Origin of the sequence: Caulobacter endophyticus, assembly GCF_003116815.1 — a bacterium.
GTDB lineage: Bacteria > Pseudomonadota > Alphaproteobacteria > Caulobacterales > Caulobacteraceae > Caulobacter > Caulobacter endophyticus.
In genome coordinates, this window is record NZ_QDKQ01000052.1 from 14,371 (window position 1) to 37,104 (window position 22,734).

Annotated in this window: 17 protein-coding genes, 2 tRNA genes and 1 pseudogene; 13 read left to right on the forward strand and 7 right to left on the reverse strand. The window is 67.0% G+C overall.

Annotated elements, in window-relative coordinates; genetic code table 11:
• The first annotated feature begins 150 nt into the window (after positions 1-150).
• The 3 genes from DDF67_RS13795 (at position 151) to DDF67_RS13805 (ending at position 3,459) form a co-directional block, all read left to right on the forward strand.
• Positions 151-1,689 carry an acyl-CoA synthetase gene (locus tag DDF67_RS13795; RefSeq protein WP_109101448.1) on the forward strand — a complete coding sequence of 513 codons (1,539 nt, stop codon included), beginning with the start codon at positions 151-153 and terminating at the stop codon, positions 1,687-1,689.
• A 75-nt stretch (positions 1,690-1,764) separates the two neighbouring features.
• Positions 1,765-2,778 (forward strand): nucleotidyltransferase family protein, encoded by a 1,014-nt coding sequence (locus DDF67_RS13800; protein ID WP_109101449.1) that lies wholly within the window; start codon positions 1,765-1,767, stop codon positions 2,776-2,778.
• A 231-nt stretch (positions 2,779-3,009) separates the two neighbouring features.
• Complete coding sequence (locus DDF67_RS13805; RefSeq protein WP_109101450.1) at positions 3,010-3,459, forward strand: MaoC family dehydratase; 450 nt, start codon at positions 3,010-3,012, stop codon at positions 3,457-3,459.
• Positions 3,460-3,618: 159 nt separating this feature from the next.
• Here the strand turns inward: DDF67_RS13805 and DDF67_RS13810 are convergent.
• Together DDF67_RS13810 and DDF67_RS13815 are read right to left on the reverse strand one after the other, a co-directional pair.
• Positions 3,619-3,821 (reverse strand): annotated as a pseudogene (locus tag DDF67_RS13810) (CsbD family protein).
• A gap of 90 nt (positions 3,822-3,911) precedes the next feature.
• Positions 3,912-4,760, reverse strand: coding sequence for a trypsin-like serine peptidase (locus tag DDF67_RS13815; protein WP_109101452.1), 849 nt, complete (start codon positions 4,758-4,760; stop codon positions 3,912-3,914).
• A gap of 104 nt (positions 4,761-4,864) precedes the next feature.
• On the opposite strand from DDF67_RS13815, the gene DDF67_RS13820 reads away from it, so the two are divergent.
• The 4 genes from DDF67_RS13820 to DDF67_RS13835 all read left to right on the forward strand — a co-directional run bounded on the left by DDF67_RS13820 (position 4,865) and on the right by DDF67_RS13835 (position 9,592).
• Complete coding sequence (locus tag DDF67_RS13820; protein WP_109101453.1) at positions 4,865-7,045, forward strand: S9 family peptidase; 2,181 nt, start codon at positions 4,865-4,867, stop codon at positions 7,043-7,045.
• Positions 7,046-7,166: 121 nt separating this feature from the next.
• Positions 7,167-7,712 (forward strand): GNAT family N-acetyltransferase, encoded by a 546-nt coding sequence (locus tag DDF67_RS13825; RefSeq protein ID WP_109101585.1) that lies wholly within the window; start codon positions 7,167-7,169, stop codon positions 7,710-7,712.
• A gap of 50 nt (positions 7,713-7,762) precedes the next feature.
• The gene (locus DDF67_RS13830) at positions 7,763-8,107 is read left to right on the forward strand and encodes a hypothetical protein (protein WP_109101454.1); all 345 of its coding nucleotides are present in this window, start codon (positions 7,763-7,765) and stop codon (positions 8,105-8,107) included.
• A 75-nt stretch (positions 8,108-8,182) separates the two neighbouring features.
• Complete coding sequence (locus tag DDF67_RS13835) at positions 8,183-9,592, forward strand: hypothetical protein (protein ID WP_109101455.1); 1,410 nt, start codon at positions 8,183-8,185, stop codon at positions 9,590-9,592.
• 72 nt (positions 9,593-9,664) lie between these two features.
• Here the strand turns inward: DDF67_RS13835 and DDF67_RS13840 are convergent, their stop codons facing one another.
• Both DDF67_RS13840 and DDF67_RS13845 read right to left on the reverse strand, forming a co-directional pair.
• A complete protein-coding gene (locus DDF67_RS13840) occupies positions 9,665-10,102 on the reverse strand; it encodes a MucR family transcriptional regulator (protein WP_109101456.1) in 438 nt (145 codons plus the stop codon).
• A 448-nt stretch (positions 10,103-10,550) separates the two neighbouring features.
• Positions 10,551-10,624: transfer RNA gene (locus DDF67_RS13845), tRNA-Gln, on the reverse strand.
• 185 nt (positions 10,625-10,809) lie between these two features.
• On the opposite strand from DDF67_RS13845, the gene DDF67_RS13850 reads away from it, so the two are divergent.
• Positions 10,810-10,886: transfer RNA gene (locus tag DDF67_RS13850), tRNA-Pro, on the forward strand.
• Between the two features lie 181 nt (positions 10,887-11,067).
• Positions 11,068-12,846, forward strand: a complete 1,779-nt coding sequence (gene sppA, locus DDF67_RS13855) for a signal peptide peptidase SppA (protein ID WP_109101457.1) — start codon at positions 11,068-11,070, stop codon at positions 12,844-12,846.
• Positions 12,847-13,746: 900 nt separating this feature from the next.
• On the opposite strand, the gene DDF67_RS13860 is transcribed toward sppA, so the two are convergent.
• On the reverse strand, positions 13,747-16,608 hold the full coding sequence (locus DDF67_RS13860; RefSeq protein WP_109101458.1) for a TonB-dependent receptor plug domain-containing protein: 2,862 nt from the start codon (positions 16,606-16,608) through the stop codon (positions 13,747-13,749).
• Between the two features lie 477 nt (positions 16,609-17,085).
• Here DDF67_RS13860 and DDF67_RS13865 point away from each other — a divergent pair, with 477 nt between their 5' ends.
• Positions 17,086-17,601: a hypothetical protein gene (locus tag DDF67_RS13865; protein ID WP_109101459.1), complete on the forward strand. Its 516-nt coding sequence runs from the start codon at positions 17,086-17,088 to the stop codon at positions 17,599-17,601.
• A gap of 97 nt (positions 17,602-17,698) precedes the next feature.
• Positions 17,699-18,109, forward strand: a complete 411-nt coding sequence (locus DDF67_RS13870) for a TIGR01244 family sulfur transferase (RefSeq protein ID WP_109101460.1) — start codon at positions 17,699-17,701, stop codon at positions 18,107-18,109.
• Positions 18,110-18,117: 8 nt separating this feature from the next.
• On the opposite strand, the gene DDF67_RS13875 is transcribed toward DDF67_RS13870, so the two are convergent.
• A complete protein-coding gene (locus tag DDF67_RS13875; RefSeq protein ID WP_058350375.1) occupies positions 18,118-18,270 on the reverse strand; it encodes a hypothetical protein in 153 nt (50 codons plus the stop codon).
• 66 nt (positions 18,271-18,336) lie between these two features.
• Between DDF67_RS13875 and DDF67_RS13880 the strand changes: the two genes are divergently transcribed.
• Positions 18,337-19,236 (forward strand): MBL fold metallo-hydrolase, encoded by a 900-nt coding sequence (locus DDF67_RS13880; protein ID WP_109101461.1) that lies wholly within the window; start codon positions 18,337-18,339, stop codon positions 19,234-19,236.
• Positions 19,237-19,396: 160 nt separating this feature from the next.
• Here DDF67_RS13880 and DDF67_RS13885 read toward each other — a convergent pair whose 3' ends face one another.
• Positions 19,397-21,448 (reverse strand): TonB-dependent siderophore receptor, encoded by a 2,052-nt coding sequence (locus DDF67_RS13885; RefSeq protein ID WP_199229231.1) that lies wholly within the window; start codon positions 21,446-21,448, stop codon positions 19,397-19,399.
• Positions 21,449-21,500: 52 nt separating this feature from the next.
• On the opposite strand from DDF67_RS13885, the gene DDF67_RS13890 reads away from it, so the two are divergent.
• Complete coding sequence (locus tag DDF67_RS13890) at positions 21,501-22,685, forward strand: DUF1624 domain-containing protein (protein ID WP_109101587.1); 1,185 nt, start codon at positions 21,501-21,503, stop codon at positions 22,683-22,685.
• Positions 22,686-22,734: the final 49 nt, after the last annotated feature.

Below are 22,734 nucleotides of genomic sequence, written 5' to 3' on the forward strand. Positions count from 1 at the left end.
CGGCCGCCAACGGCGCCCCTACGGCAACTTGCGCGAGCGTCCGGCCTTGGGCCATGCTCCTGACTGAACGCCGATCACGCGGGCCACACGCGGACGGCGCCTGGGAGAGAAACGGCCGGCCTCGCCTGGGCGAGCGGCCCAGGAGGTCGCATGCATCCGAGCGTCCACGCCCGCAGCCAACCCGACAAGCCGGCCTTCGTGATGGCCGGCTCCGGCGAGACCGTCACCTACAAGGAACTGGACGACCGCTCGAACCAGGCCGCGCAGCTGTTCCGCACGATGGGGCTGCAGGTCGGCGACGTGGTGGCGATCCTGCTCGACAACCATCCGCGCTATCTGGAGATCGCCTGGGCGGCGCAGCGGGCGGGGCTCTACTACACCTGCATCTCGACCAAGCTGACCGCGCCCGAGGTCGAGTACATCGTGCGCGACTGCGGGGCCAAGGCGCTGATCACCGGCCCGGCGCTGGACGGCGTCGCCCAGGCGCTGGCGCCGCTGCTCTCGGGCGTAGCCCTGCTGCGGGTGGACGGGGCGGCCGGCCCCTACGCCGACTTCGACGCCGCCCGCGCGGCCATGCCCGCCACGCCCATCGCTGATGAGACCTCGGGCTCGGACATGCTCTATTCCTCGGGCACCACCGGGCGGCCAAAGGGCGTCAAGCCCGCACTGAACGGCGCGCCGATCGATGCGCCCCACGCCCTGCAGATGATGGCCCAGCACCTGTTCAAGCTGGATGGCGACAGCGTCTATCTCTCGCCCGCGCCGCTCTATCACGCAGCCCCGCTTCGCTGGTGCATGAGCGTGCACAAGCTGGGCGGCACGGTGGTCGTGATCGAGAAGTTCGATCCCGAGACAGCCCTGGCCCTGATCGAGGAGCACAGGGCCACCTGCGGCCAGTTCGTGCCCACACACTTCGTACGGATGCTGAAGCTGCCGCAGGAGACACGGGACAGGTACGACGTCTCGACCATGCGCTCGGCGATCCATGCGGCCGCCCCCTGCCCCGTGCCGGTCAAGGAACAGATGATCGCCTGGTGGGGGCCGGTGATCTACGAATACTACGCCGGCACCGAGGGCAACGGCTTCTGCTGGATCGACAGCAAGAGCTGGCTGGAGCGGCGCGGCTCGGTGGGCCAGGCGGCCCTGGGCGAACTGCGCATCTGCGACGAGGACGGCGATCCCCTGCCCGCCCGCAGCGAAGGCGTCGTCTACTTCGCCAACGGCCCGGCGGTGACCTATCACAACGCCCCTGAGAAGACCGCCGAAAGCTACAACAAGCACGGCTGGACGACGCTGGGCGACGTGGGCTGGGCCGACGAGGACGGCTATCTCTACCTCACCGACCGCAAGAGCTTCATGATCATCTCCGGCGGGGTGAACATCTATCCGCAGGAGATCGAGAACCTGCTGATCACCCACCCCAGGGTGGCCGACGCCGCCGTGGTCGGCGCCCCCGACGAGGAGATGGGCGAGAAGGTGGTGGCGGTGATCCAGCCGCTGGACTGGGATGACGCGGGCGAAGCCCTGGCCGCCGAACTCCTGGCCTTTACCCGCGACAACCTCAGCCACGTGAAGGCCCCGCGGCAGGTCGACTTCGTGCGCGAACTGCCGAGGCACCCCACGGGCAAGCTCTACAAGCGGCTGGTGCGGGATACGTACTGGGGCAAAGGCGAGGGGCGGATCGTTTGAGCCGAAATCACTAGAAAGTTGATTTTTTTAATTTTTGCCACCACTTTCCCAAAAGTGGTGGCAAGGATCAATTCCGTGACCCTCCAGCGACTTCCTTTAGCGATCCACACGAACGTCGCCGACCTGATCGACCAGCTTCGCGCGACCCAGATCAGCGAGTTCGGCGATGGGGCCAGCTTCCTGCGGCGCGAGCGCGGCGGTCGCCCATACTGGTATGTGCGTTCGCGGCAGGTCCGAGGCGAGCGTTTGGAACGCTATCTTGGCCCCGAAACGCCGGAGCTGCTGGCGGCCATGGAAGCGGCGAAGACCATCAACGGCGCCGCCGATGGACGCAGGCAAATCGTGCGGGCGCTGCGCGCGGCGGGACTGCACACGCCAGACCAGCGCACTGGCCGTGTCCTGCAAGCATTGAACAAGGCTGGGGTGTTTCGATTGCGCGCCGCCGTCGTGGGCACAGTGGCCTTCCAGGCCTATGGCGCCCTGCTGGGCTTCACCTTGCCCGCACAGGCCGTGCGCACAGGCGATCTCGACATCGCCCAGGATTACGGGATCTCGATGGCCGTCGACGATAGACTGGACCGGCCCTTCATCGACGTGCTGCGCGCCGCCGACCCGAGCTTCTCACCCATCCCCAAGCTCGATCCGGGCAAGAGCGCCGCCTACCGGACGCCCGATGGCTATGCGGTCGACGTGCTGACGACCAGCCGGCATGCGGCCGACGACGAGACCTCTCGCCTCGTCGCGCTGAACACCGACGCAACGCCCTTGCGCTTTCTCGATTTCCTGCTGCGAGACACGGTGGAAGCCGCCGTGCTGCACGATGATGGCGTACTCGTGCGCGTCCCGGCCCCGACGCGATACGCCGTGCACAAGCTGATCATCTCGCGCAAGCGCAGCCAGGCTAACCCCAAGCGCCGCAAGGATTTGGAGCAGGCGCAGGCCCTGATCCGCGCCCTGGCCGAAGATGACCCCTTCGCCCTGCGTGACGCCTATGCCGAGGCCCGCGGGCGGGGCGAGGCGTGGCGCAAGTTGCTGGACGAAGCGGTCAGCCTGCTGCCCGGAGATGCAAGGGCGGTGCTGGAGGGCTGAAGCAACGCACGTTGTTTCTATACGGCGCGGGATTCCCGCCATACCGACGACAAGGCGCTGAGGGGGCCGTTCGCCAACGGCTGGATCACCCGCCTCGTCGCGTTGGGGCTGTTCGTTGCGATCTCGGCGGCGAACGTCTGGCTGGTGGTTTCGACGCTCGCCCGAGCCAAGGGAGTTGCAGGCCGTCCGCCCGCGTGATCTCTTCCAAACAAACGTTTGGGAGAACGTCGCATGAAAGAGATCGCCTTCGCCGACATCGCCAGCCTGGTCGGGCAGGAGGTCGGGGTGTCCGACTGGGTCGAGATCAGCCAGGAGCGGGTCAATCAGTTCGCGCAGGCGACCGGCGACCACCAGTGGATCCATATCGACGTCGAGCGGGCGACGCGCGAGATCGGCGGACCGATCGCCCACGGCTACCTGACGCTGTCGCTGATCCCCATGCTGGGCGCGGACATACTGCACGTCACCGGGGTGACGCGCGGCATCAACTACGGCTGCGACAAGGTGCGGTTCACCAACATGGTCCGCGTGGGCAAGCGGGTGCGCATGCGCCAGAAGCTGCTCTCGGTGGAGCCCAAGGCCGGCGGCCTGCAGATGAAGAACGAATGCACCATCGAGATCGAGGGCGAGGAGCGCCCGGCCTGCGTGGCCGAGACGATCTCGATCATCTACGGGGGCTAGATGCTCCCCTGAAGGGGGAGCTGTCGCCAAGCGACTGAGGGGGAAGTCCGCCAGCTCATAGTCGGCTGAAAACGTCCGCCCTCCGGCCTTTTGGGCCACCTCCCCAGAGGGAGGATCTTCGAAAGACAAAGGCCCCGGGATCGCTCCTGGGGCCTTTGTTCATGGGACTTGGACCAAGCCTAGTGCTTGATCGCGTCGCCGATCTTGTCCTGGGCCTGGCCGACCTTGTTCTGGACGTCGCCCTTGACCTTCTGGGCCTTGCCCTCGGCTTCGAGACGTTCATTGTCGGTGGCCTTGCCCACGGCTTCCTTGACGGCGCCCACGCCCTTGTCGACGGCGCCTTCCACACGATTGGTGCTCATTGGCTTGCTCCTGCTAGCGTTGAACTCCCTTTTCGAACGGAGCCGCGGGAGCAATGGTTCCTAGCGTGGCCGCAAGGGATTTTGCCGAATTCAGCGATTGAAGCCGGGCGCGGCGACGGCCTGGACGGCGACCACGTCCTGCGCCGCCGCGACGCTGGGCGACTTGGCCGGAGCGGCCTGGATCAGTGGCGGTCCCGACGGCTTGTCGAGCTGGGCCACCGTCTCGCGGATATATTTGGCGTGGGTGACGATGCCGATCTCGAGGCGCTCGCCCGACAGCTCGACCTGCTGGGTCAGCATGCCGGCCACGAACTGCACCTCCTGGCTTTCGGTCGAGCCCGGCCGGCGGCGCGCGCCCTCGGCCATGAACACGGGCCCGCCCGAATTGCCGGGGAACACCGAGAAATCCATCAGGAAGGTCGGAAACACGCTCGCGGGAGCCAGCGGATACGACGCCACCCGGCCCGAGCGCAGGATCGGGAAGCCCGCGGTGTTGGCCGACAGGCCGCGCGGGAAGCCCAGCGCCATCATCTCGTCGCCGGGACCCAGGCTGTACTTGTTGAAGGTGTCGTCCTGGGCCAGCCAGGCCAGCGGGATCGCCGCCTTGGCGAATTCAGGCGGGGCCTCGACGACGATGGCGGCGACGTCGCGGCTGGGATGCTTGACCCACAGCGGATGGTCGCCGTCGCGGATCTTCAGGGTGCGGGGGTCGTAGCGCCACACCCCCTCCTTGCTTTGCACGCGATAGCCGATCTTGGCCGAGACCGAGGGCATGCGGTCGAACACGTGGGCGGCCGTGACCAAGATGGTGCGCGGACGGCCGTCCGGCGTGGGATCCTCGATCAGGAAACCCGTGCCGACCGTACGCGAACCGTCGGCGAGCGGCTGCTCCAGCTGCACCGTCGCCTGGATCAGATCGACCGACAGGTCCCAAGCCATGTACGCCCTCGTCTCCGATTCAGTTCTAGACGTCGTATGAGTTTGACCAGACGCCCTTGCCGCAACAAGTTGGCGTTCTGACGCATCCGAGGGGGAATCTGTCCATGAACCGGCGCGAAATGATGACGAGCGTAGCCGCCGTCGCCGCCACGTCCTCCGCCCTCATTCCCGGGAGTTCCATGTCCGCCACCGCCAAGCCCGTCCCGCCCGTCGCCAAGAAGGTCCCAAAGCGCATCGAGCAGCTGGGCCGGGTGCGCGTCGACGACTATGCCTGGATGAAGGACGACAACTGGCAGAAGGTCCTGCGCGACCCGAGCCTGATCAAGGCCGATGTGAAGGAGCACCTGACCGCCGAGAACGCCTATGTGAAGGCGATGCTGGCTCCGACGCAGGACCTGCAGAAGGCGATGTTCGAGGAGATGAAGGGCCGTATCAAGGAGGACGACTCCTCGGTGCCCTCGCCCGACGGCCCCTACGACTACTATTCGCGGTTCGCCATCGGCGGCCAGCACCCGATCTACGCGCGTCGCCCGCGCGGCAAGACGGACGGCGAGGAAGTGCTGCTCGACAGCGACGCCCTGGCCAAGGGCAAGGCCTACAGCCAGGTCAGCGCCGCCGACCACAGCCCCGACCACAAGCTGTTCGCCTATGCCGAGGACGCGCAAGGGTCCGAAGTCCACAAGATCTATGTCAAGGATCTCTCCACCGGCGAGGTCCTGCCCGAACCGGTCGACAGCAGCACCGGCGACTTCACCTGGTCTCCCGACTCCAAGTGGCTGTTCTGGACCCACCGCGACGACAACGGCCGTTCCGACAAGATCTATCGCCGCCCCGCGCGCGGCGGGCTGAAGGACGACGTGCTGGTCTATGAAGAGCCCGACGACGGCTTCTTCGTCAGCGTCAGCGTCACCGGCTCGGACGCCTTCATCGTGATCAGCGCCGGCGACCACGAGACCTCGGAGACCCTGCTGATCCCGGCTGGCGACGTGAACGCCAAGCCCAAGGCCGTGGAGCCGCGCACGCCGGGCCTGCGCTATTCGGTCGAGCACTGGGACGGCAAGTTCGTCATCCTGACCAACGCCGACGACGCCATCGACTTCAAGCTGGTCGAGGCCCCGGTCGACAATCCGGGCCGCGCGAACTGGAAGGACTTCGTGCCCCACAAGCCGGGGACCTTCATCACCGGCCACGCCGCCTACAAGGACCACCTGGTCCGCGTCGAGCGCGTCAACGCCAACACCCGCATCGTCATCACCGACCGCGCCACCAAGGCCGAAAAGCCGATCGTGGTCGACGAGCAGGCCTATGTGCTGAGCGTCGAGGGCGGCTACGAGTTCGACACGCCGACCCTGCGCTACGTCTACCAGTCGCCGACCACGCCGCGTCAGTGGTTCGACTACGACATGCGCAGCGGCGACAAGGTGCTGCGCAAGACCCAGGAGATCCCGTCGGGTCACGACCCTTCGCGGTACGTGACCAAGCGCCTTTATGCGAAGGCGCCCGACGGCGCCGAGGTGCCGGTGACCGTGCTGATGAAGAAGGACGTCAAGCTGGACGGCAAGGCGCCGCTGCTGCTGTACGGCTACGGCAGCTACGGCATGTCGATGGACCCGTCGTTCTCGATCCGCAACTTCAGCCTGGTCGACCGCGGCTGGATCTGGGCCACGGCCCACATCCGCGGCGGCTCGGAAAAGGGCTATGGCTGGTTCCTGGACGGCAAGAAGTTCAAGAAGAAGAACACCTTCACCGACTTCATCGCCTGCGCCGAGCACCTGCACGCCAATGGCTACGGCGCCAAGGGCCGCACGGTGGCCTATGGCGGCTCGGCCGGCGGCATGCTGATGGGCGCGATCACCAACCTGCGGCCGGACCTGTGGTCGGGCATCATCGGGGCGGTGCCGTTCGTCGACGTGCTCAACACCATGAGCGACACTTCCCTGCCGCTGACCCCGCCGGAATGGCCCGAATGGGGCAATCCGCTGGAGGACAAGGAGGCCTACGACTACATCGCCAGCTATTCCCCGTACGACAACGTCACCGCCAAGGCCTATCCGGCGGTGCTGGCCACCGGCGGCCTGTCGGACCCCCGCGTCACCTACTGGGAGCCGGAGAAGTGGGCCGCCAAGCTGCGGGCCAACACCACCAGCGGCAACCCGATCCTCCTGAAGATCAACATGGAGGCCGGCCACGGCGGCGCCTCGGGCCGCTTCGACTTCCTCAAGGAGATCGCGCTCGACTACGCCTTCGCCGTGTGGGCCGTCGACAAGGGCTGGACGAAGGCTTAGGCCCCCTCCAGCCCTTCGGGCCACTCCCCCAAAAGGGGGAGGATCTGTCTTGCGTAGATGCTCCCCCTCTGGGGGAGCTGTCGGCAAAGCCGACTGAGGGGACTTTACCCACGTGACCGACCTGACCATCCGCCCCTCAACCGACGCCGACGTGGCGGCGATTACGGCCATATACGGCTGGAACGTGCTCAACGGCCTGGGCACCTTCGAGGAGGTTCCGCCCGACGAGGCCGAGATCGCCCGGCGGCGCGGGGCGTTCCTGGACCGCGGCCTGCCCTATCTGGTCGCCGAGCTGGACGGAAAGGTGCTGGGCTATGCCTATGCCGGCCCGTTCCGACTCAGGGCCGCCTATCGCTACACCGTCGAGGACAGCATCTATGTCGCCCCCGACGCGGCCGGAAAGGGCGTCGGCAAGGCGCTGCTGAAGGCCCTGATCGACGCCTGCGAGGCCCTGGGCCTGCGCCAGATGTGCGCGGTGATCGGCGACAGCGGCAACGCCGCCTCGATCGGCGTGCACGCCTCGCTCGGCTTTACGCACAAGGGCGTCTTTCCGGCCATGGGCTATAAGTTCGACCGCTGGGTGGACCTGGTGTGGATGCAGCGCCCCCTGAACGGCGGCGGCGACACCCCGCCCGACGCCCCCGGAATGTCGCTGAGCGGCGTCTGAACCTTGCGGGATGGTTGCGCCGCGTCGCGACCATCCCTAGTTTCCCGCCCATGCGCGGGCTTCGTGTCCTTCTTCTCGCCCTGATCGCGGTGGCCTTCGCCGCCGGCGGGATCCTGCGCGCCGCGCCGGCGCAAGCCTCGGCCATGCCGCCCTGCCACGAGATGGCGATGGCCGACATGGGCCACGCCGACGCTCCTGCCAACAGCCAGGCCGACCACAAGTCCAAGCCCGGGGCCATGGCGACCAGCTGCTGCGTCGGCTGCCTGCCGGCCGGCCAGAAGGTGGTGGCCGGAGACCTGGCCTCTCTCGTCGCCACCGATATCGAGTTCGCCGCACTGCACGCGCCGCTGGACGGCCTGGAGGCCGCGCCGGAGCCCCGCCCTCCGCGCGCCTGATCGCAAGACCGCGCGCCATCTGGAGCGCGCTTTTCAAAACGTCTTACGATCACAGTTTCCAAGAAAGGCAGTCCCATGACCGCCCTCTCCTTCCGTACGCGCCTGCTCGCCGGCGCGGGCTTCATCGCGAGCCTGACGCTCGCCGTCCCCGCCTTCGCCCAGGACCATGGCGACCACGCCGGCCACGCCATGCCGGCGCCCGCCGCACCGGCTCCGGCCGCCGACCCTGCCCCGCAGGCGAGCGACCCGCACGCGGACCACCACATGGCCATGCCCCAGAGCGAAGACGCCGCCGAGGCGTCCGAGGGCCACGGCGACATGGCGATGGCCATGCGCAGCCCGCTGGGCGTCTACTCGATGAACCGCGACGCCGGGGCCACCGGCTGGCAGCCCGACGCCTCGCCGATGTTCGGCGTGATGAAGCACAGCGGCGACTGGATGCTGATGGGCCACGTGCTGCTGAACGGCGTCTATGTCGACCAGGGCGGCCCGCGCGGCGGCTCCAAGGCGTTCGCGGCCGGCATGCTGATGGGCATGGCCCAGCGCCAGGTCGGCCCGGGCATGCTGGGCTTCAAGGCCATGGTCAGTCCCGACCCGTTCATGGGCAAGAGCGGCTATCCGCTTCTGCTGGCCACGGGCGAGACGGCCGACGGCGAACATCCCCTGATCGATCGCCAGCACCCCCATGACCTGATCATGGAGATGTCGGCCAGCTACAGCCTCAGCGTCGGCGAGAAGTCGGACGTCTATCTCTATGCCGGCCTGCCCGGCTCGCCCGCCTACGGCCCGCCGGCGTTCATGCACCGCCAGGCCTCGATGGACAGCCCCGAGGCGCCGATCAGCCACCACTGGTTCGACTCGACGCACATCACCTTCGGCGTGGTCACGGCCGGCTTCTCGCACGACAATTGGAAGATCGAGAGCAGCGCCTTCCGCGGCCGCGAGCCCGACCAGAAGCGCTACGACATCGAGACCGGCGAGCTGGACAGCGTCTCGGCCCGGCTGTCGTACAACCCGACCCCGAACTGGGCGCTGCAGACCAGCTGGGCCCGGATCAACAGCCCCGAGGCCCTGGATCCGGACAAGGACGAGGCCCGCGTCTCGGCCAGCGCGCTCTACGCCCGGCCGCTGGGCAAGGACGGCTCGGTCAGCGCCGCCTTCGCCTGGTCGCGCAAGGACCGCATCCCGGGCGATGCGCTGCAGGCCTGGCTGGCGGAAGGCTCGGTGAAGCCGAACGATCGCTGGACGGTCTTCGCCCGCGCCGAGCAGGTCGAGCAGGACGAGCTGGCCGACCACCACGGCTCGCATTCGGGGGAGGCCTATACGGTGCGCCGCGTCTCGCTGGGGGCGATCCGCGACTTCGTCGTGGCCCCGAAGGTGAAGTTCGGGATCGGCGGCCTGGTCAGCGCCTACGACGCTCCCGAGGCGCTGGGCTACGACGACCCGATGGGCGGCATGGCCTTCGTGCGCCTGCGGATCGGCTAGGTACAAAGCAAAAGCCCCGCCGGCGGACCGGCGGGGCTTTCGTGTTTCGGAGGATCTTCGAAGAAGACCCGATCAGGCCTTGCGGGCGCGGGTCTTGCCCGGCGCCTTGGCCTTGCGGCCGCCCTGGCCCAGGCCGAGAGCCTTGGCCATGGCCGAACGGGCCTCGCTGTAGGACGGCGCCGTGGTCGGGTAGTCGGCCGGCAGGCCCCACTTCGACTTGTATTCGGCGACAGTCATGCCGTGGGTGGTCAGGTGCCGCTTCAGCGTCTTGTAGGGCTTGCCGTCTTCGAAGCTGATCAGGGCGTCCGGCGTGATGCTCTTGCGGATCTGAGCCGGAGTAGCCTTGGTAACGGCTTCGGTCACCGGCGCTTCCGGCGAACCAAGACCGGCAAGGGCGTCGTGAGTGGCCCGAATCAGAGCCGGCAGGTCAGAGACCGAGGTCGTGTTGTTGGCCACATAGTTGGCCACGATTTCGGCGGTCAGCTCGATCAGGGTCGATTTGTCTTCCACGGCGTCACTCCACAATGACTTTAAATTTGGAAATACACCCGCCCTGTGGAATTACAAGTACACAAATACGCAATCGAACGAGCAACGCTCCGCGAAAACAGGCTTTATTTCGTGGAAACAATGTCGATGGCGGTTCTCTGAAGCCTTAGCCGTTACGGAAAGGGCTCGCGCTCAAGTTCAGTGCCAGACAGGGGCGTTTTCGCACTCGCGAACACCGAAAGACTCACGTGCAATTGCACCCTGCAACGCCACAGGCAGGTGCGATTGAGATTCGCCTCGCCTCTTCAGGTCCCGATCCAGATCGAACCGAACACTGTTCAAGCCACGCGCAAGCGCTGGAGCCCTTGAAGGAGCGAACCGGCAAAGCACAGCTTCCAGGTAGGCAAATGACCGCGATATAAACGCCGCCCCGAACGGGAGCCGCTGATCAGCGAGAGATTAGGGAGAGTGGCTGGGGAACTAGGACTCGAACCTAGAATGACGGTACCAAAAACCGCAGTGTTACCATTACACCATTCCCCAGCAGGAACGGCTGCCGACCCAGTGGGCCGCGGCGAGGCGGTGGAGATAGCTCAGGATTCGGACGGTGGCAACGCCCTCCAAATTCTTTTTTTGGGTCCATTTTCGCGCTTGCGACTCTCCCAACCGCCCCCTATAAGCCGCCTCCCAAGTCGAGCACAGCCAACCGGCGGCGCGGCTTCGGAAGTCGGAGTGTGGCTCAGTCTGGTAGAGCACTGCGTTCGGGACGCAGGGGTCGCAGGTTCAAATCCTGCCACTCCGACCATCTTCTCTCCCGAGAAAATTCCCTCATTTGCACCGCCTGGGCGTCAAGTTCGGCAGGTTGCGTGCTGTTCATTTGACCGCAACGCGACAGCCGCTAGCTTGCGAGCACATTGAAGCGTGACGGACGCACGACCACCTGTGCTTTTCCGCCGCCGCGCTTTGGCTATCGCAACGGGACCCCGATGAAGCAGTTTCTCATGACCGTGGCCGGCGTATTCGTCGGACTGGTGCTCTTTCTTGTCGGCGTCCCCTTCATATTGATCGTGCTGGCGGCGGGCGCCGCCCGCCCTGCCCCGGTCGCCGCCAATTCTGTGGTGCAGCTGGACCTGCGCGGCGGACTGTCGGACCAGGATTCGCAGAACCCCTTCGCGGCCTTCGGCGGCGGCGGACAGTCGGTGATGGGCGTCATCGAGGTGCTGCGCCGCGCGGAGACCGACGACAAGGTCAAGGCGGTGTTCGTGCGCCTGCCCGAGGGCGGCGTCGCCCCGGCTTCGGCCGACGAACTCTCCCAGGCCTTCAAGCACTTCCGCAGCGTCGGCAAGAAACCGATCATCGCCCATAGCCAGGGCCTCTATCCCTCGGGCATGTCCACCTCGACCTACCGCCTGGGCGCGGCCGCCAGCGAGTTCTGGATGCAGCCCGACAGCTCGCTGCAGGCCGTGGGCGTGGCCAGCGAGACGATGTTCTACAAGCGCCTGTTCGACAAGTACGGCGTTAAGGCCGACTTCGAGCAGCGCTACGAATACAAGAACGCGGTCAATCCTTACCTCAACAGCGACTTCACCCCGGCGCACCGCGAGGCGACGCTGTCGTGGATGGGCTCGGTTTATACGAGCGCCCTCATCGCCGCCGCCCAGGACCGCAAGCAGGATCCGGTCCGCCTGATCAAGGCCATCGAGGCCGGCCCCTACAGCGCTCAGCAGGCCCAGGGCCTGGGCCTGATCGACAAGGTCGGCCAGGTCAAGGAAGCGCAGGACGCCATGCTGGCCCGCGCCGGCAAGGGCGCCAAGCTGATCGACTTCTCCGACTACGCCTCGCGCTCGAAGAAGGACCTGCCCAAGACCGGTGCGGCCATCGCCGTGATCGGCGCCGAGGGTCCGATCGTGACGGGCACGTCGGGCCAGTCCTCGCCGTTCGCCGGCGACAGCACGATCCACTCCGACGAGACCGCCAAGGCGATCTACGACGCGATCGAGGACAAGGACGTCAAGGCGATCGTCCTGCGGGTTTCCTCGCCGGGCGGCTCCGACACCGCCTCCGAGCAGATCCTGGCCGCCGTACGGGCCGCCAAGGCGGCTGGAAAGCCCGTCGTGGTCAGCATGGGCACCTATGCGGCTTCGGGCGGCTATTGGATCAGCAGCCAGGCCTCGGCGATCGTGGCCCAGCCCTCGACCCTGACCGGCTCGATCGGCGTGTTCGGCGGCAAGTTCGCCCTGGGCGAGGCGCTGTCGCGCTTCGGCGTCGACACCCGCCAGGTGACCGTGGGCGGCGACTATGCCGGCGCCTTCGGCACGGGCCAGGGGTTCACGGCCGACCAGCGCGCCCGCTTCTCGGCCTGGATGGACACCATCTATGCCGGCTTCATCAATCGCGTGGCCGAAGGCCGCAAGCTGCCGGTCGAGCGGGTGCGCGAGATCGCCAAGGGCCGCGTCTGGACCGGCGCCCAGGCCAAGGAGCTGGGCCTGGTGGACCAGCTGGGCGGCTTCTATGACGCGGTCGACAAGGCCAAGGCCCTGGCCAACCTGAAGGGCGACGTGCGCCTCAAGAAGATCGGCGGGCCCAAGTCGCCCTTCGACGCCCTGGAGAAGGCCCTGGGCGTCAGCTCGACCTCGATGCGCACCGTCGCGGCCGCCGCCTGGATCCTGGGCGACCCGCGCTCCGAGGCGATCCTGGACGAGATGGCCAAGACCCGCCTGCGCTCGCAAGGCGCCAGCGTCCTGGCCGACACGCCGACCTACTGAGGCTTCGGCGAGGCTCACGAGAAAGGCCGCTCCGCAAGGGGCGGCCTTTTTTGTTGGGCGCGGCTGCGTGCTCGAGATGCTCCCCCTGAAGGGGGAGCTGTCGCGGAGCCGACTAAGGGGGAAGTGCTTGCTGCCGTTGCGGATGATCGGACTTCATCAGGAACTTCCCCCTCCGGTCCTTTCCTCAAGATGCTCCCCCTGAAGGGGGAGCTGTCGCGGAGCGACTGAGGGGGAAGGGATTGCTGCCTTTGGGGGTGAACTGACCTCATCAGGAACTTCCCCCTCCGGCCCTTCGGGCCACCTCCCCCTTCAGGGGGAGGATCTTTGAGGCACGGCTTTTCGTTCTCCCGCGCGATGGCGCGTTAGCTCGGGGAGGCGCGGAGCGGCCGGGCGGAGCCCGGAGACCGTGTGTTTGTTTAGCGTTTCGGCTTCGTCGACCGCTCCGCCGCATCATTTGTCTCGGAGGGGCCAGAGGCGCGGGTGATGTTTCAACCCAAGGGCCAGCCTTTCCCCCGGACGGGCAGGACCAAGAGCCCTCCCCATGGCGGGGACGGCTTTGATTATGCACTGGGGCTGAGCGCGTCTGATAAGTTTGGGTGAGAAAGTTGCAAGGGATTGAGTTCGTTCGGCTCTCTCGCAAACTCGCCGTGGATGGAGCGGCGTCTATCCCCGTCCGAACTCCACTTCCGTAAAATCCCGCTTTCGCGGGGATTTTACGGCTGAGGTACTGCGTAAGCCTCAGCGGCAGCTGAAAGCGCGCCCCCTCAGGCCCTCCGGGCCACTCCCCCAGTGAGGGAGGATCCTGAGCACGCAAACAAAAACGGCGGGTTCTTGCGGACCCGCCGTGATCGTTTTTCGCTCCCGGCGACCCGAGGGCCGCCGGGGTGAAGGTCGCTTCGACTAGAAGCGGGTCTTCAGCGAGACGTAGTAGCGGCGGCCGAGCACGTCGTAGGTCGACGGGTCGGTGTTGGCCTGGATGTTCGACGAGAAGACCGGCGGTTGCTTGTCGCCGACGTTGAAGACGCCAGCGCGCACTTCAACCATGTCCGTGACCTTCCAAGCGCCGTTCAGGTCGAAGTAGTTGAACGACTTGATCTTCTCCGAGCTGTCGCCGGCGTCGACCATCGAGTCGATGAAGCGCCAACGGACACCGATCTCTGCCGGGCCGATCGAGTAGGTGGCCGACGACATGACCTTCCACTCCGGCTTGGCCACGGCGACCGAGCTGACCGAGGTGTTGCCGATCGTGCCCTTCAGCTTGTCGATCGGTTCGCCCGGCAGGCTCTGGACGTCGAACTTGTCGAGGTAGTTACCCACGACGTTGAACGACAGCGAGCCGTAGTCATCGCTCAGGCCGATCGCGCCGAGACCGAAGCCCCAGTCGATCTGGAAGTCGACGCCCGCGGTCTCGTAGGTGGCGAGGTTCAGGTTCGTGAGCTGCAGGGTCAGGATTTCACCCGTCGCGCTGCTGCGGTTGAAGAGGCCGCAGTAGAACGAGGAACCGGCGCTGCCGTCATAGCACTTGGTGAGCGCCAGGCCGGCGTCGACGGTGCCGATCGCGTCCTTGATCTTGATCGAGTAGTAGTCGACCGAGGCCGACAGCCTTTCGAACAGCGGGTTGTCGAAGCGCGGGGTCCACACCACGCCGACCGAGTAGGTGTCGGCGGTTTCTTCCTTCAGGTCCGGGTTGCCGCCGATCAGGGCGTTCACCTGGGTGTTCGGGTAGGTGTAGGTGTCGATGATCGCCGACGGCACGCCTTGCGACAGGCAGAGCGAACGCACGGCGGCGGCATTGGCGCCGGTGCGGGCGCGGCTGTCGATGGCGCACGGATCATCGATGATCTGCGGGAAGCCCTGAGCCTGCGGCGAGTAGAGTTCGCCGATCGACGGGGCGCGAACGCCACGCGAGTAGCCGCCGCGGAAGCGGATGCCGTCGACGACTTCCCAGTCACCGTCGATCTTGTAGGCCGAGACCGAACCGACCGTGTTGTAGTCCGAGAAGCGGTAGCCGCCCGTAACGTTCAGGGCCTTGATGAACGGCAGGTCCTTGAGGACCGGCACGAGCACTTCGCCGTAGAAGTCGTAGACGTCGGCCGAGGCGACCATGGCGTCGTTGGCGTTGAAGCCGATGACGTCGCCGGTCGAGAGCAGCGAGTCCGGAACGTAGGTGTACTTGTCCGAACGGTAGCTGGTGCCCGCCGCGGCGCGCACTTCACCGGCCGGCAGGTCGAACAGGCCGCCCTGGAAGTTCAGTTCGACGGCGCGTTGCTCGTAACCGGTGTAGTTCTTGGTCACGCGGCCGATGTAGCTGGCGCATTCAGCCGACAGCGGCTGCAGGCCGAAGGGGTTGTAGCCGCCCGAGCAGATGCTCGCGCCGCCGTCAGCCGCGTCGAGCAGCGAGACGACCGCCGCACGGCTGACGTTGCCGCGCTGGATTTCGTTCTGCTCGGACTTGCCGTACGAACCGAACAGATCCCAGGTCCAGTCGCGGAAGCCGGTCTGACCGCGCAGGCCCGTGCTCAGTTGGAACACGTTGAACGTGGTTTCCGAGATACGCGGACCAAGGTCCGTGAAGCGCTTGCGGAACAGGAAGTCGGCCGTCGGATCCGGGCGGCTGGCCAGCAGGGTCGCCAGGTCGGCCGGGATGAACGGGTTGTTGTAGTTGACCGAGAAGCCGGTCGCGGCGGCGGCGGGCGACGGGGCCAGCACGGTGCGCGAGTCGTAGTGCGTGAAGTTGAACGAGCCGTAGGCTTCAACGTTCTCGGTGATGTTGTAGTCCATCGCGCCGAACGCCGAGTAGCGGGTCAGCGGCAGCTGGAGCAGGTTCAGCGGACCGGTGTTGTAGTTGCCGGTCGTCGGGATCGTCGAATAGTCGATCGCGGTCGAACCACGGTAGTTGGTGCCGTTGCGGAACAGCGTACCGTCGTTGTTGAAGCCGAGGTTGGAACCGTTGGCCACAGTGCCCGCGGCGATGCCGTACCGGGCGAACACGGTGTTCATGGCCGCCTGGGTGGGCAGGTTGGTGCCCGAGGCGTCGTAACGGCCGTACGGCGAGGTCGCCGAGGCGCCCGACACCGACGAGAACTCACGGGCGGCGTTGAGGATTTCGCCGCGCTGCGAGTAGCTCAGCGACATGATCGCGTGGCCCTTGTCGTCGGCGAACCGCGAACCACCCGTGATGCTGATCGAGCTTTCCTCGCCGTCCTTGGCGTCGGTGATGCCGTACTGGGCGTCGACCTGCAGGCCTTGGAAGCGGCTGTTGAGCTTGAAGTTGACCACGCCGGCCATGGCGTCGGAGCCGTAGGTCGCCGAGGCGCCGCCGGTGATCACTTCGATGTTCTGGATGATCGCGCTGGGGATCAGGTTGACGTCGACCGTGCCGTCCGAGTTCGACGGAACGATGCGGTGACCGTCCATCAGAACCAGGGTGCGGTTCGACCCCAGACCGCGCAGCTGGACGTTGGCCTGACCGCCGTTCGACGGGTTGTTCGAGGTGCCCGAGACGCCCGGCACGAACTGCGGCATCTGGTTGAGCAGGGTGTCGACGGTCACCGAGCCGGTCTTGGCCAGTTGCTCCTGGCCGACCGAGACGATCGGGCTGTTCGACACATAGTCCGGACGCGCGATGCGCGAACCGGTGACGACAACCGCTTCGATTTCGGTGCTGTCGCTTTCCGGCGCGGTCTGAGCGACCGCGGCGCCGGCCGAAGCCATGGCCAGACCACCGATGATCGTCGTCGCAAGCAGGCGCTTACGCGTCATCTGAATATTCAAGATGGAATCCCTCCGAGAATGGACGGCGGGCGGTCGGTTTCGCCGCCGCGTGTCCACGTCACAATCCCAGGCTGTCCAAAGCCCGGTTGGCGGGGACGTTAGGTGCGGCCGATGAACGCGGTCAATTCCGAGTTTCCTCAGGATATCGCGAAGTCTCACCCCTGTCGCAAAATCAACACACAATGACCCCCTGTGAGGCAAGTTCGTGCGCACTTCGTGCCCACTCCGTTACCAAGCTTGACCATGGATATCGACGTGATGCCAATCACTGCAAAAGATGACCATGTTTGAAGAACGTCGTTATCGAATATTTTTGCAGATTTGCAACAAATGCGCCACAGGTTTTGCCACACACCGACACAAAGCCGCCGCAATCGAGACACAATCAGAGGACGAACCCATCCTGATTGAGTTGCCAGGCCTTCTCGCTTAAGGAGAAAGTCTTTGAAAAAGCAGGAAATTCCAATGCGTCGCTTCGGATTGCCGCTCGCCCTGGCCCTTGCCGCCGCCGTGACGGCCCCACAGGCGCTGGCCCAGCCGGCGACGCCGTCCAAGGCCGCGCTAGACAAGCTTTCGGCCTGCCGCGCGCAGACGGATTCGGCCGCAAGACTGGCCTGCTACGACGAAACGGTGCCTGGACTGCTGGCGGCGGAGAAGTCCGGCGACCTGATCGTGGTCGATAAGGAGACCGTGACCAAGGTGCAACGCGAGTCGTTTGGGTTCAACCTGCCCAGCTTCTCGTTCGGCCAGAAGAAGGAACAGGCGATCGAGCAGGTCGAATCGACCCTCCGCGAGGCGCGCAAGACGCCGGCCGGCTGGCGCTTCGTACTCGAGGATGGCGCGCGCTGGGACCAGATCGACACCGAGACCCTGCCGCTGGCTCCCCGCCCCGGCGCCAAGGTGACCATCCGGCGCGCCGCCATGGGCAGCTACATACTGTCGGTGAGCGGCCGGGCCATCCGGGTGGCGCGCGTCAACTAGCGCGCCCTCGGCGTTCGACGGTCGGGGCTTGCCCTGGCCGCGCGGGCCGCGCATCTGAGAGGTCTCATAAAGAGATCTCTCAAGAGAGCCCGACGCCATGACCGATTTCCGCCGCGTGACCGACACCCTGTCGGTCAGCCCCCAGATCAGCACGCAGGATGTGGCCCGGGCCAAGGCCGAGGGTTTCTCGCTGATCATCAACAATCGCCCGGACGGCGAGGATCCCAGCCAGCCGACCAGCGCCGAGATCGAAGCGGCGGCTACGGCCGCGGGCCTGGCCTATCTGCACGTTCCGGTGCGCGGCGGGCCGACCCAGGAGCAGGTGGACGCGGTGCGCGAAGCGGTGGAAGCCGCCGAGGGTCCGGTTCTGGCCTTCTGCCGCTCGGGGACCCGCTCGATCGTCACCTGGTCGATCGGCCAGGCGCTTTCAGGCGCGGCCGATCGTGAAACGCTGGTGAAGCAGGGCTATGAGGCCGGCTACGACCTTTCCGGCGTCCTGCCGCACTAGGTCCGATCTCAGTAGCCGCCCAGCGTGCTGACGCGGGCGGCCATCGGGCTGGGTTCGGGCTCGCACGAGGCCAGCACGAACTGCGCCGCAATGAGACACAGGATGGCGAAGGCCGCACGCTGGAGCCGTTTTGAGACAAAAATCGCCGTATCGGCCGCCATGATCCGTACTCCGCAGGGTTTACGAGTCGTTAAGCGCAAGACCGGCGCCGCTCTGGATGGGCCGCGATGATCCCCTTCGTCCGCGAGATCGAGTTCGAGTACGGCCGCTGCGACCAGGTCTCGCCGCTGATCCGGCGGGTGATCGCCGACAACCCCGGCCCCTTCACCTACACCGGGACGGGGACCTACATCGTCGGGCGCGGAACCGTGGCGGTGATCGACCCCGGCCCCGACATTCCGGCGCACCTGGACGCGCTGCTGGCGGCGATCGACGGCGAGACCGTCAGCCATATCCTGGTGACCCACCACCACGCCGACCACTCTCCCCTCGCCGGCCCGCTGGCGCAGCGCACCGACGCGAAAATCTGGGGCAGGCCGGCGCCGACCGCCCTGGTCTCCGAGGAGACCAGCGTGCAGCTCGACGCCGAGGACGACGGCCATTTCCGGCCCGACATCGAGATCGCCGACGGCGACGTCTTCGAAGGCCCCGGCTGGACGCTGGAGGCGATCACCACGCCGGGCCACACCTCCAACCACGTCTGCTTTGCGCTGAGGGAAGAGAACGCCCTGTTCAGCGGCGACCACGTGATGGGCTGGTCGACGACGGTGATCACCCCGCCCGACGGCGACATGGGCGACTATTTCGAAAGCCTGGCCAAGATCCAGGCGCGGGACTTCCAGGCCCTGTGGCCGACCCACGGCTCGCCGGTGCGCGAGGTCGCCCCGTTCCTTTCGGCCTATGTCGACCACCGCCGGGCGCGGGAGGCCCAGGTGCTTGCGGCGCTGGCGAACGGCCCGGCGCGGATCAAGGCCATGGTGCCTGTGCTCTACGCGGCGGTGGACCCGCGCCTGCACCCGGCCGCGGCCCTGTCGATGCTGGCGCATCTGGTGCAACTGGTGCGGGAAGGTCGAGTGGTCTGCGACGGGCCGCCGGGGCTGGATAGCCAGTATCGGCTGGCGGGGTAGGGCCCAGCCCTCCTCGCTCTCTCCTTGACTTGCTTCCCTCGCCCGTGTGGCGAGGGCCCAGCTGCGACCGCTCAGACCTCGGTCAGGCGAGAAAGGTCTGAGCCGCGGAACGATGGGTCCTGGGCACGAGGCCCAGGAAAGCAAAGAAGGGAACCGCCCCCTACAGCCGCGCCTTGACGCTGGCCCGCACCGTCCGGGGCGCGCCGGGGAAGATCCACACCGGGCTGTAGGAGCTTTGAGCGTAGTGTTCGTCCAGGAGGTTGTCGACCTCCAGTCGAACGTCGATCTTCGGCGTCACGGCGTACTCGACCGCAGCCTTGGCCTTCCAGTAGGACGGCAAGATCAGGCCCGAGCCATCCAGCGCCCCGGCGCGGTCGCCCATGTAGCTCGCGCCGGCCGTCAGCTTCCAACGCTCGAAGGTCCCGATGGCGAAGACGGCGCCGGAGTGCTCGGGCACGTTCAGCACCGCGTCGGAGGCGAAGGCGGTGTCGTCGGCCTTCGCATCCGTCCAGGCGTAGTTGACCACCACGCGCCAGGCGGCGCTGACCTCGAACGAACCGTCGAACTCGACGCCCCGGCTGGTCAGCTGGCCGACGGGCGCCAGGAAGCTGGCGTCGACCGGATCGTTGGCCAGGATGTTCTGCTTTTCGATGTCGAACAGGGCCAGGGCGAGATCCACGCCCGGCCACCGGCCCGACAGGCCCAGCTCCCAGCCCTTGCCCTTCTCGGGCGCGAAGCCCGTGCCGGTGCGGCCTGTGCCTGAGTTCAGCAGGAACGAACGCCCCCAGCTGGCGTGGGCGACCACGGCGTCGGTCAGCTGGTAGCGGGCGCCCAGGCGGTAGTCGACCGGCGAGCCCTCGCCGCGTCCGACCGCGCCGGTGCGATTGTTGCGCACAGTCTGGCGGTAGTCGTCGACTCGCACCCCGGCCAGCAGGCTCAGGCGCTGCGTCGCCTGCCACAGGTCCTGGGCGTAGAGGGTGGTGACCCGGCGGGTCTCGCGGTTGTCGGTGAAGGGCAAGAGCGGCAGGGCCTGGCCGCCATAGACCGGGGCGTCGATCGAAATGGCGTGCGGCGCGTCGGCGGTCGGGTTCCGGCGCAGCAGGAACTCGCTGTAGTCGAGGGTGTAGCCCTTCACCCCGACATTGAGGTGGTGAGCGCCCAGGCGGCCGTCGAGCTCAATGCGGCCCGAGACGTCTTCCACCGCATAGTCCCGCTCGCGCCGCTGGCGCCACAGCTGGCGGCCGACCAGCCGCGACTGGTCGCTGGAAAAGCCGTGCATGTCGCCGGTGCGGTAGGCAAGCCCCGCCGTCAGCCGCCAGTCCGGCGAAAGCTCGTATTCGCCGGTCAGCTGGTGGCGCTCGTTGCGGAAGCGGGTCGTGCCGTCGCCCGGCTCGCCGAAGAAGCGCGAGCGCGGGATGGCCAAGGCGTCGCCGTTCACGGCCGGCACGCCGCGGTCGAACGGCGCGTCGAAGACGGTGAACTCGCCCACATAGGTCAGGCGCAGGGCGTCGGCAGGCCGCCAGGTCAAGGATGGAGCGATGGCGCGGCGGTGCAGGTCGACATGGTCGCGCCAGCCGTCGCTGCGCTCGTCGGCGATCACCAGCCGGGCGGCCAGGGTGTCGGACAGCGGCCCGGTGAAATCAAGCTCGCCACGGCGCAGGCCGAACGAGCCGACGGTGGCGGCCACGTGGCCGCCGCGCACGAACTGCGGGGTCTTGGAGACGATGTTGACGCGGCCGGCGGGATCGATATCGCCGAACAGGGCGCCGGCCGGGCCTTTCAGGATCTCGATGCGCTCGGCCGTGGCCGGATCGCGCGGCGGCGCCAGCCCCCGATTGGCCAGGAAGCCGTCGACATAATACTCGGCCCCGCCGTCGGGCGTGCCGAGAAAGCCGCGGATAGCGAGATTGTCGAGGAAGCCGCCGCGGTTGTTCTGTTGGGAGACGCCGCTGGTCAGTTCCAGGGCGTCGGCCAGGCGTCCGACGCCGACGGCGTCGAGCAGGTCGCGCTCGACCGAGCGGCTGGACGGCGAGGTGGCCTGGGTGATCTCGCCCGCGCCCAGGGTGACGTCGCGGGCCGCCCCGCGACGGCCCAGGATGACGATCTCGCCCACGGCGTGGGGTTCCGTCTCGGCGGCCGGGACGGTCTCCGGCGGCTCGGCGGCGGACAGGGCCAGCAGGCATGCGCTGACGCAGCTCCACGACAGGGGCAACAGATCAACTCTATTTGTAATGTTATTTCATATCAGCTATGCCGCTGGCGTGATGCTGTCAACCGCCCCTGTTTCCACCGCCCCGCCCACACCCTCCGCGGGCCGGATCGCCGCCATCGACGCCCTGCGCGGCCTGGTCATGCTGCTGATGATGGTCGACCATGTGCGGGAGTTCTTCTTCATCCACGCCCAGGTTTCGGACCCGATGGACGTGGAGGCGACCGCCCCCGCCCTGTTCTTCACCCGGCTGGCCGCGCACCTGTGCGCGCCGGTGTTCGTGGCGCTGACCGGCCTTGCCGCCTGGCTCTATGGCCGCAAGGCCGGCGGGAACGATCCCGCCGCCATCGCCCGCGCCGCCTCGGGCTTCCTGTTCAAGCGGGGCCTGTTCCTGGTGTTCCTGGAGCTGACCTTCGTCAGCTTCGCCTGGAGCTTCGACCTGACGCCCAGGACATATTACCTGCAGGTGATCTGGGCGATCGGCCTGTCGATGATCGCGCTTTCGGCCCTCGTCCACCTGCCGCGCGCGGCGCTGGTCGCGGTCGGCCTCGTGATCGTGCTGGGCCACAACCTGCTCGATCCGATCAGCATAGCCCAGGGCCAGCCTGGCCACGCCGTCTGGGCGATCCTGCACGACCGGGGCTTCCTCGACCTGCCGTGGGGCGCGCGGGTCCGGACATCGTATCCGCTGCTGCCGTGGATCGGCGTGGCGGCCCTGGGTTTCGGCGTCGGGCCTTGGTTCGTCGCGACCTGGCGCGATCGCCGCAACCGGCTGCTGCTGACTAGCGTCGCGGCCCTGACGCTGCTGGTGATCCTGCGCAGCCTGAACGGCTATGGCGAGACGCCATGGGTCGCGGGCTCCAGCCCGATCCGCACGGTGATGAGCTGGCTGAACGTCACCAAGTACCCGCCCTCGGCCGACTTCCTGCTGCTGACCCTGGGCGTCGGCGCCCTCTTGCTGGCGGCGTTGGAAAAGGCGCCGGGACGGCTCGTCTCGTGGCTGGCGGTGCTGGGCGGCGCGCCGCTGTTCTTCTACCTGATCCATCTCTACGGCCTGCACCTGCTGCAGTTGGCGGCGGTCACGGTGCTGGGTCCCAACCAGGGCGAGGTCTGGAGCGTGCCGGGCGTGGCCTGGATCTGGCTGCTGGCGGCGCTGGCGGCGGTTCCCTGCTGGTGGGCCTGCCGCTGGTTCGGCCCCGTCAAGCGGGCCAGCCGGCAGCCGTGGATGAAGTATCTCTGACCGCGCCCTTCCCCCTTGATGGAAATCCGTCCGGTACTCGACAGAACGC

Coding starts and splice junctions, on each gene's coding strand:
- DDF67_RS13875 (WP_058350375.1), bottom strand. CDS start 18,270: ATGGCGGCCGATACGGCGATTTTTGTCTCAAAACGGCTCCAGCGTGCG.
- DDF67_RS13890 (WP_109101587.1), top strand. CDS start 21,501: ATGCTGTCAACCGCCCCTGTTTCCACCGCCCCGCCCACACCCTCCGCG.
- sppA (WP_109101457.1), top strand. CDS start 11,068: ATGAAGCAGTTTCTCATGACCGTGGCCGGCGTATTCGTCGGACTGGTG.
- DDF67_RS13835 (WP_109101455.1), top strand. CDS start 8,183: ATGACCGCCCTCTCCTTCCGTACGCGCCTGCTCGCCGGCGCGGGCTTC.
- DDF67_RS13815 (WP_109101452.1), bottom strand. CDS start 4,760: ATGGCTTGGGACCTGTCGGTCGATCTGATCCAGGCGACGGTGCAGCTG.
- DDF67_RS13805 (WP_109101450.1), top strand. CDS start 3,010: ATGAAAGAGATCGCCTTCGCCGACATCGCCAGCCTGGTCGGGCAGGAG.
- DDF67_RS13820 (WP_109101453.1), top strand. CDS start 4,865: ATGAACCGGCGCGAAATGATGACGAGCGTAGCCGCCGTCGCCGCCACG.
- DDF67_RS13870 (WP_109101460.1), top strand. CDS start 17,699: ATGACCGATTTCCGCCGCGTGACCGACACCCTGTCGGTCAGCCCCCAG.
- DDF67_RS13830 (WP_109101454.1), top strand. CDS start 7,763: ATGCGCGGGCTTCGTGTCCTTCTTCTCGCCCTGATCGCGGTGGCCTTC.
- DDF67_RS13880 (WP_109101461.1), top strand. CDS start 18,337: ATGATCCCCTTCGTCCGCGAGATCGAGTTCGAGTACGGCCGCTGCGAC.
- DDF67_RS13795 (WP_109101448.1), top strand. CDS start 151: ATGCATCCGAGCGTCCACGCCCGCAGCCAACCCGACAAGCCGGCCTTC.
- DDF67_RS13865 (WP_109101459.1), top strand. CDS start 17,086: ATGCGTCGCTTCGGATTGCCGCTCGCCCTGGCCCTTGCCGCCGCCGTG.
- DDF67_RS13860 (WP_109101458.1), bottom strand. CDS start 16,608: ATGACGCGTAAGCGCCTGCTTGCGACGACGATCATCGGTGGTCTGGCC.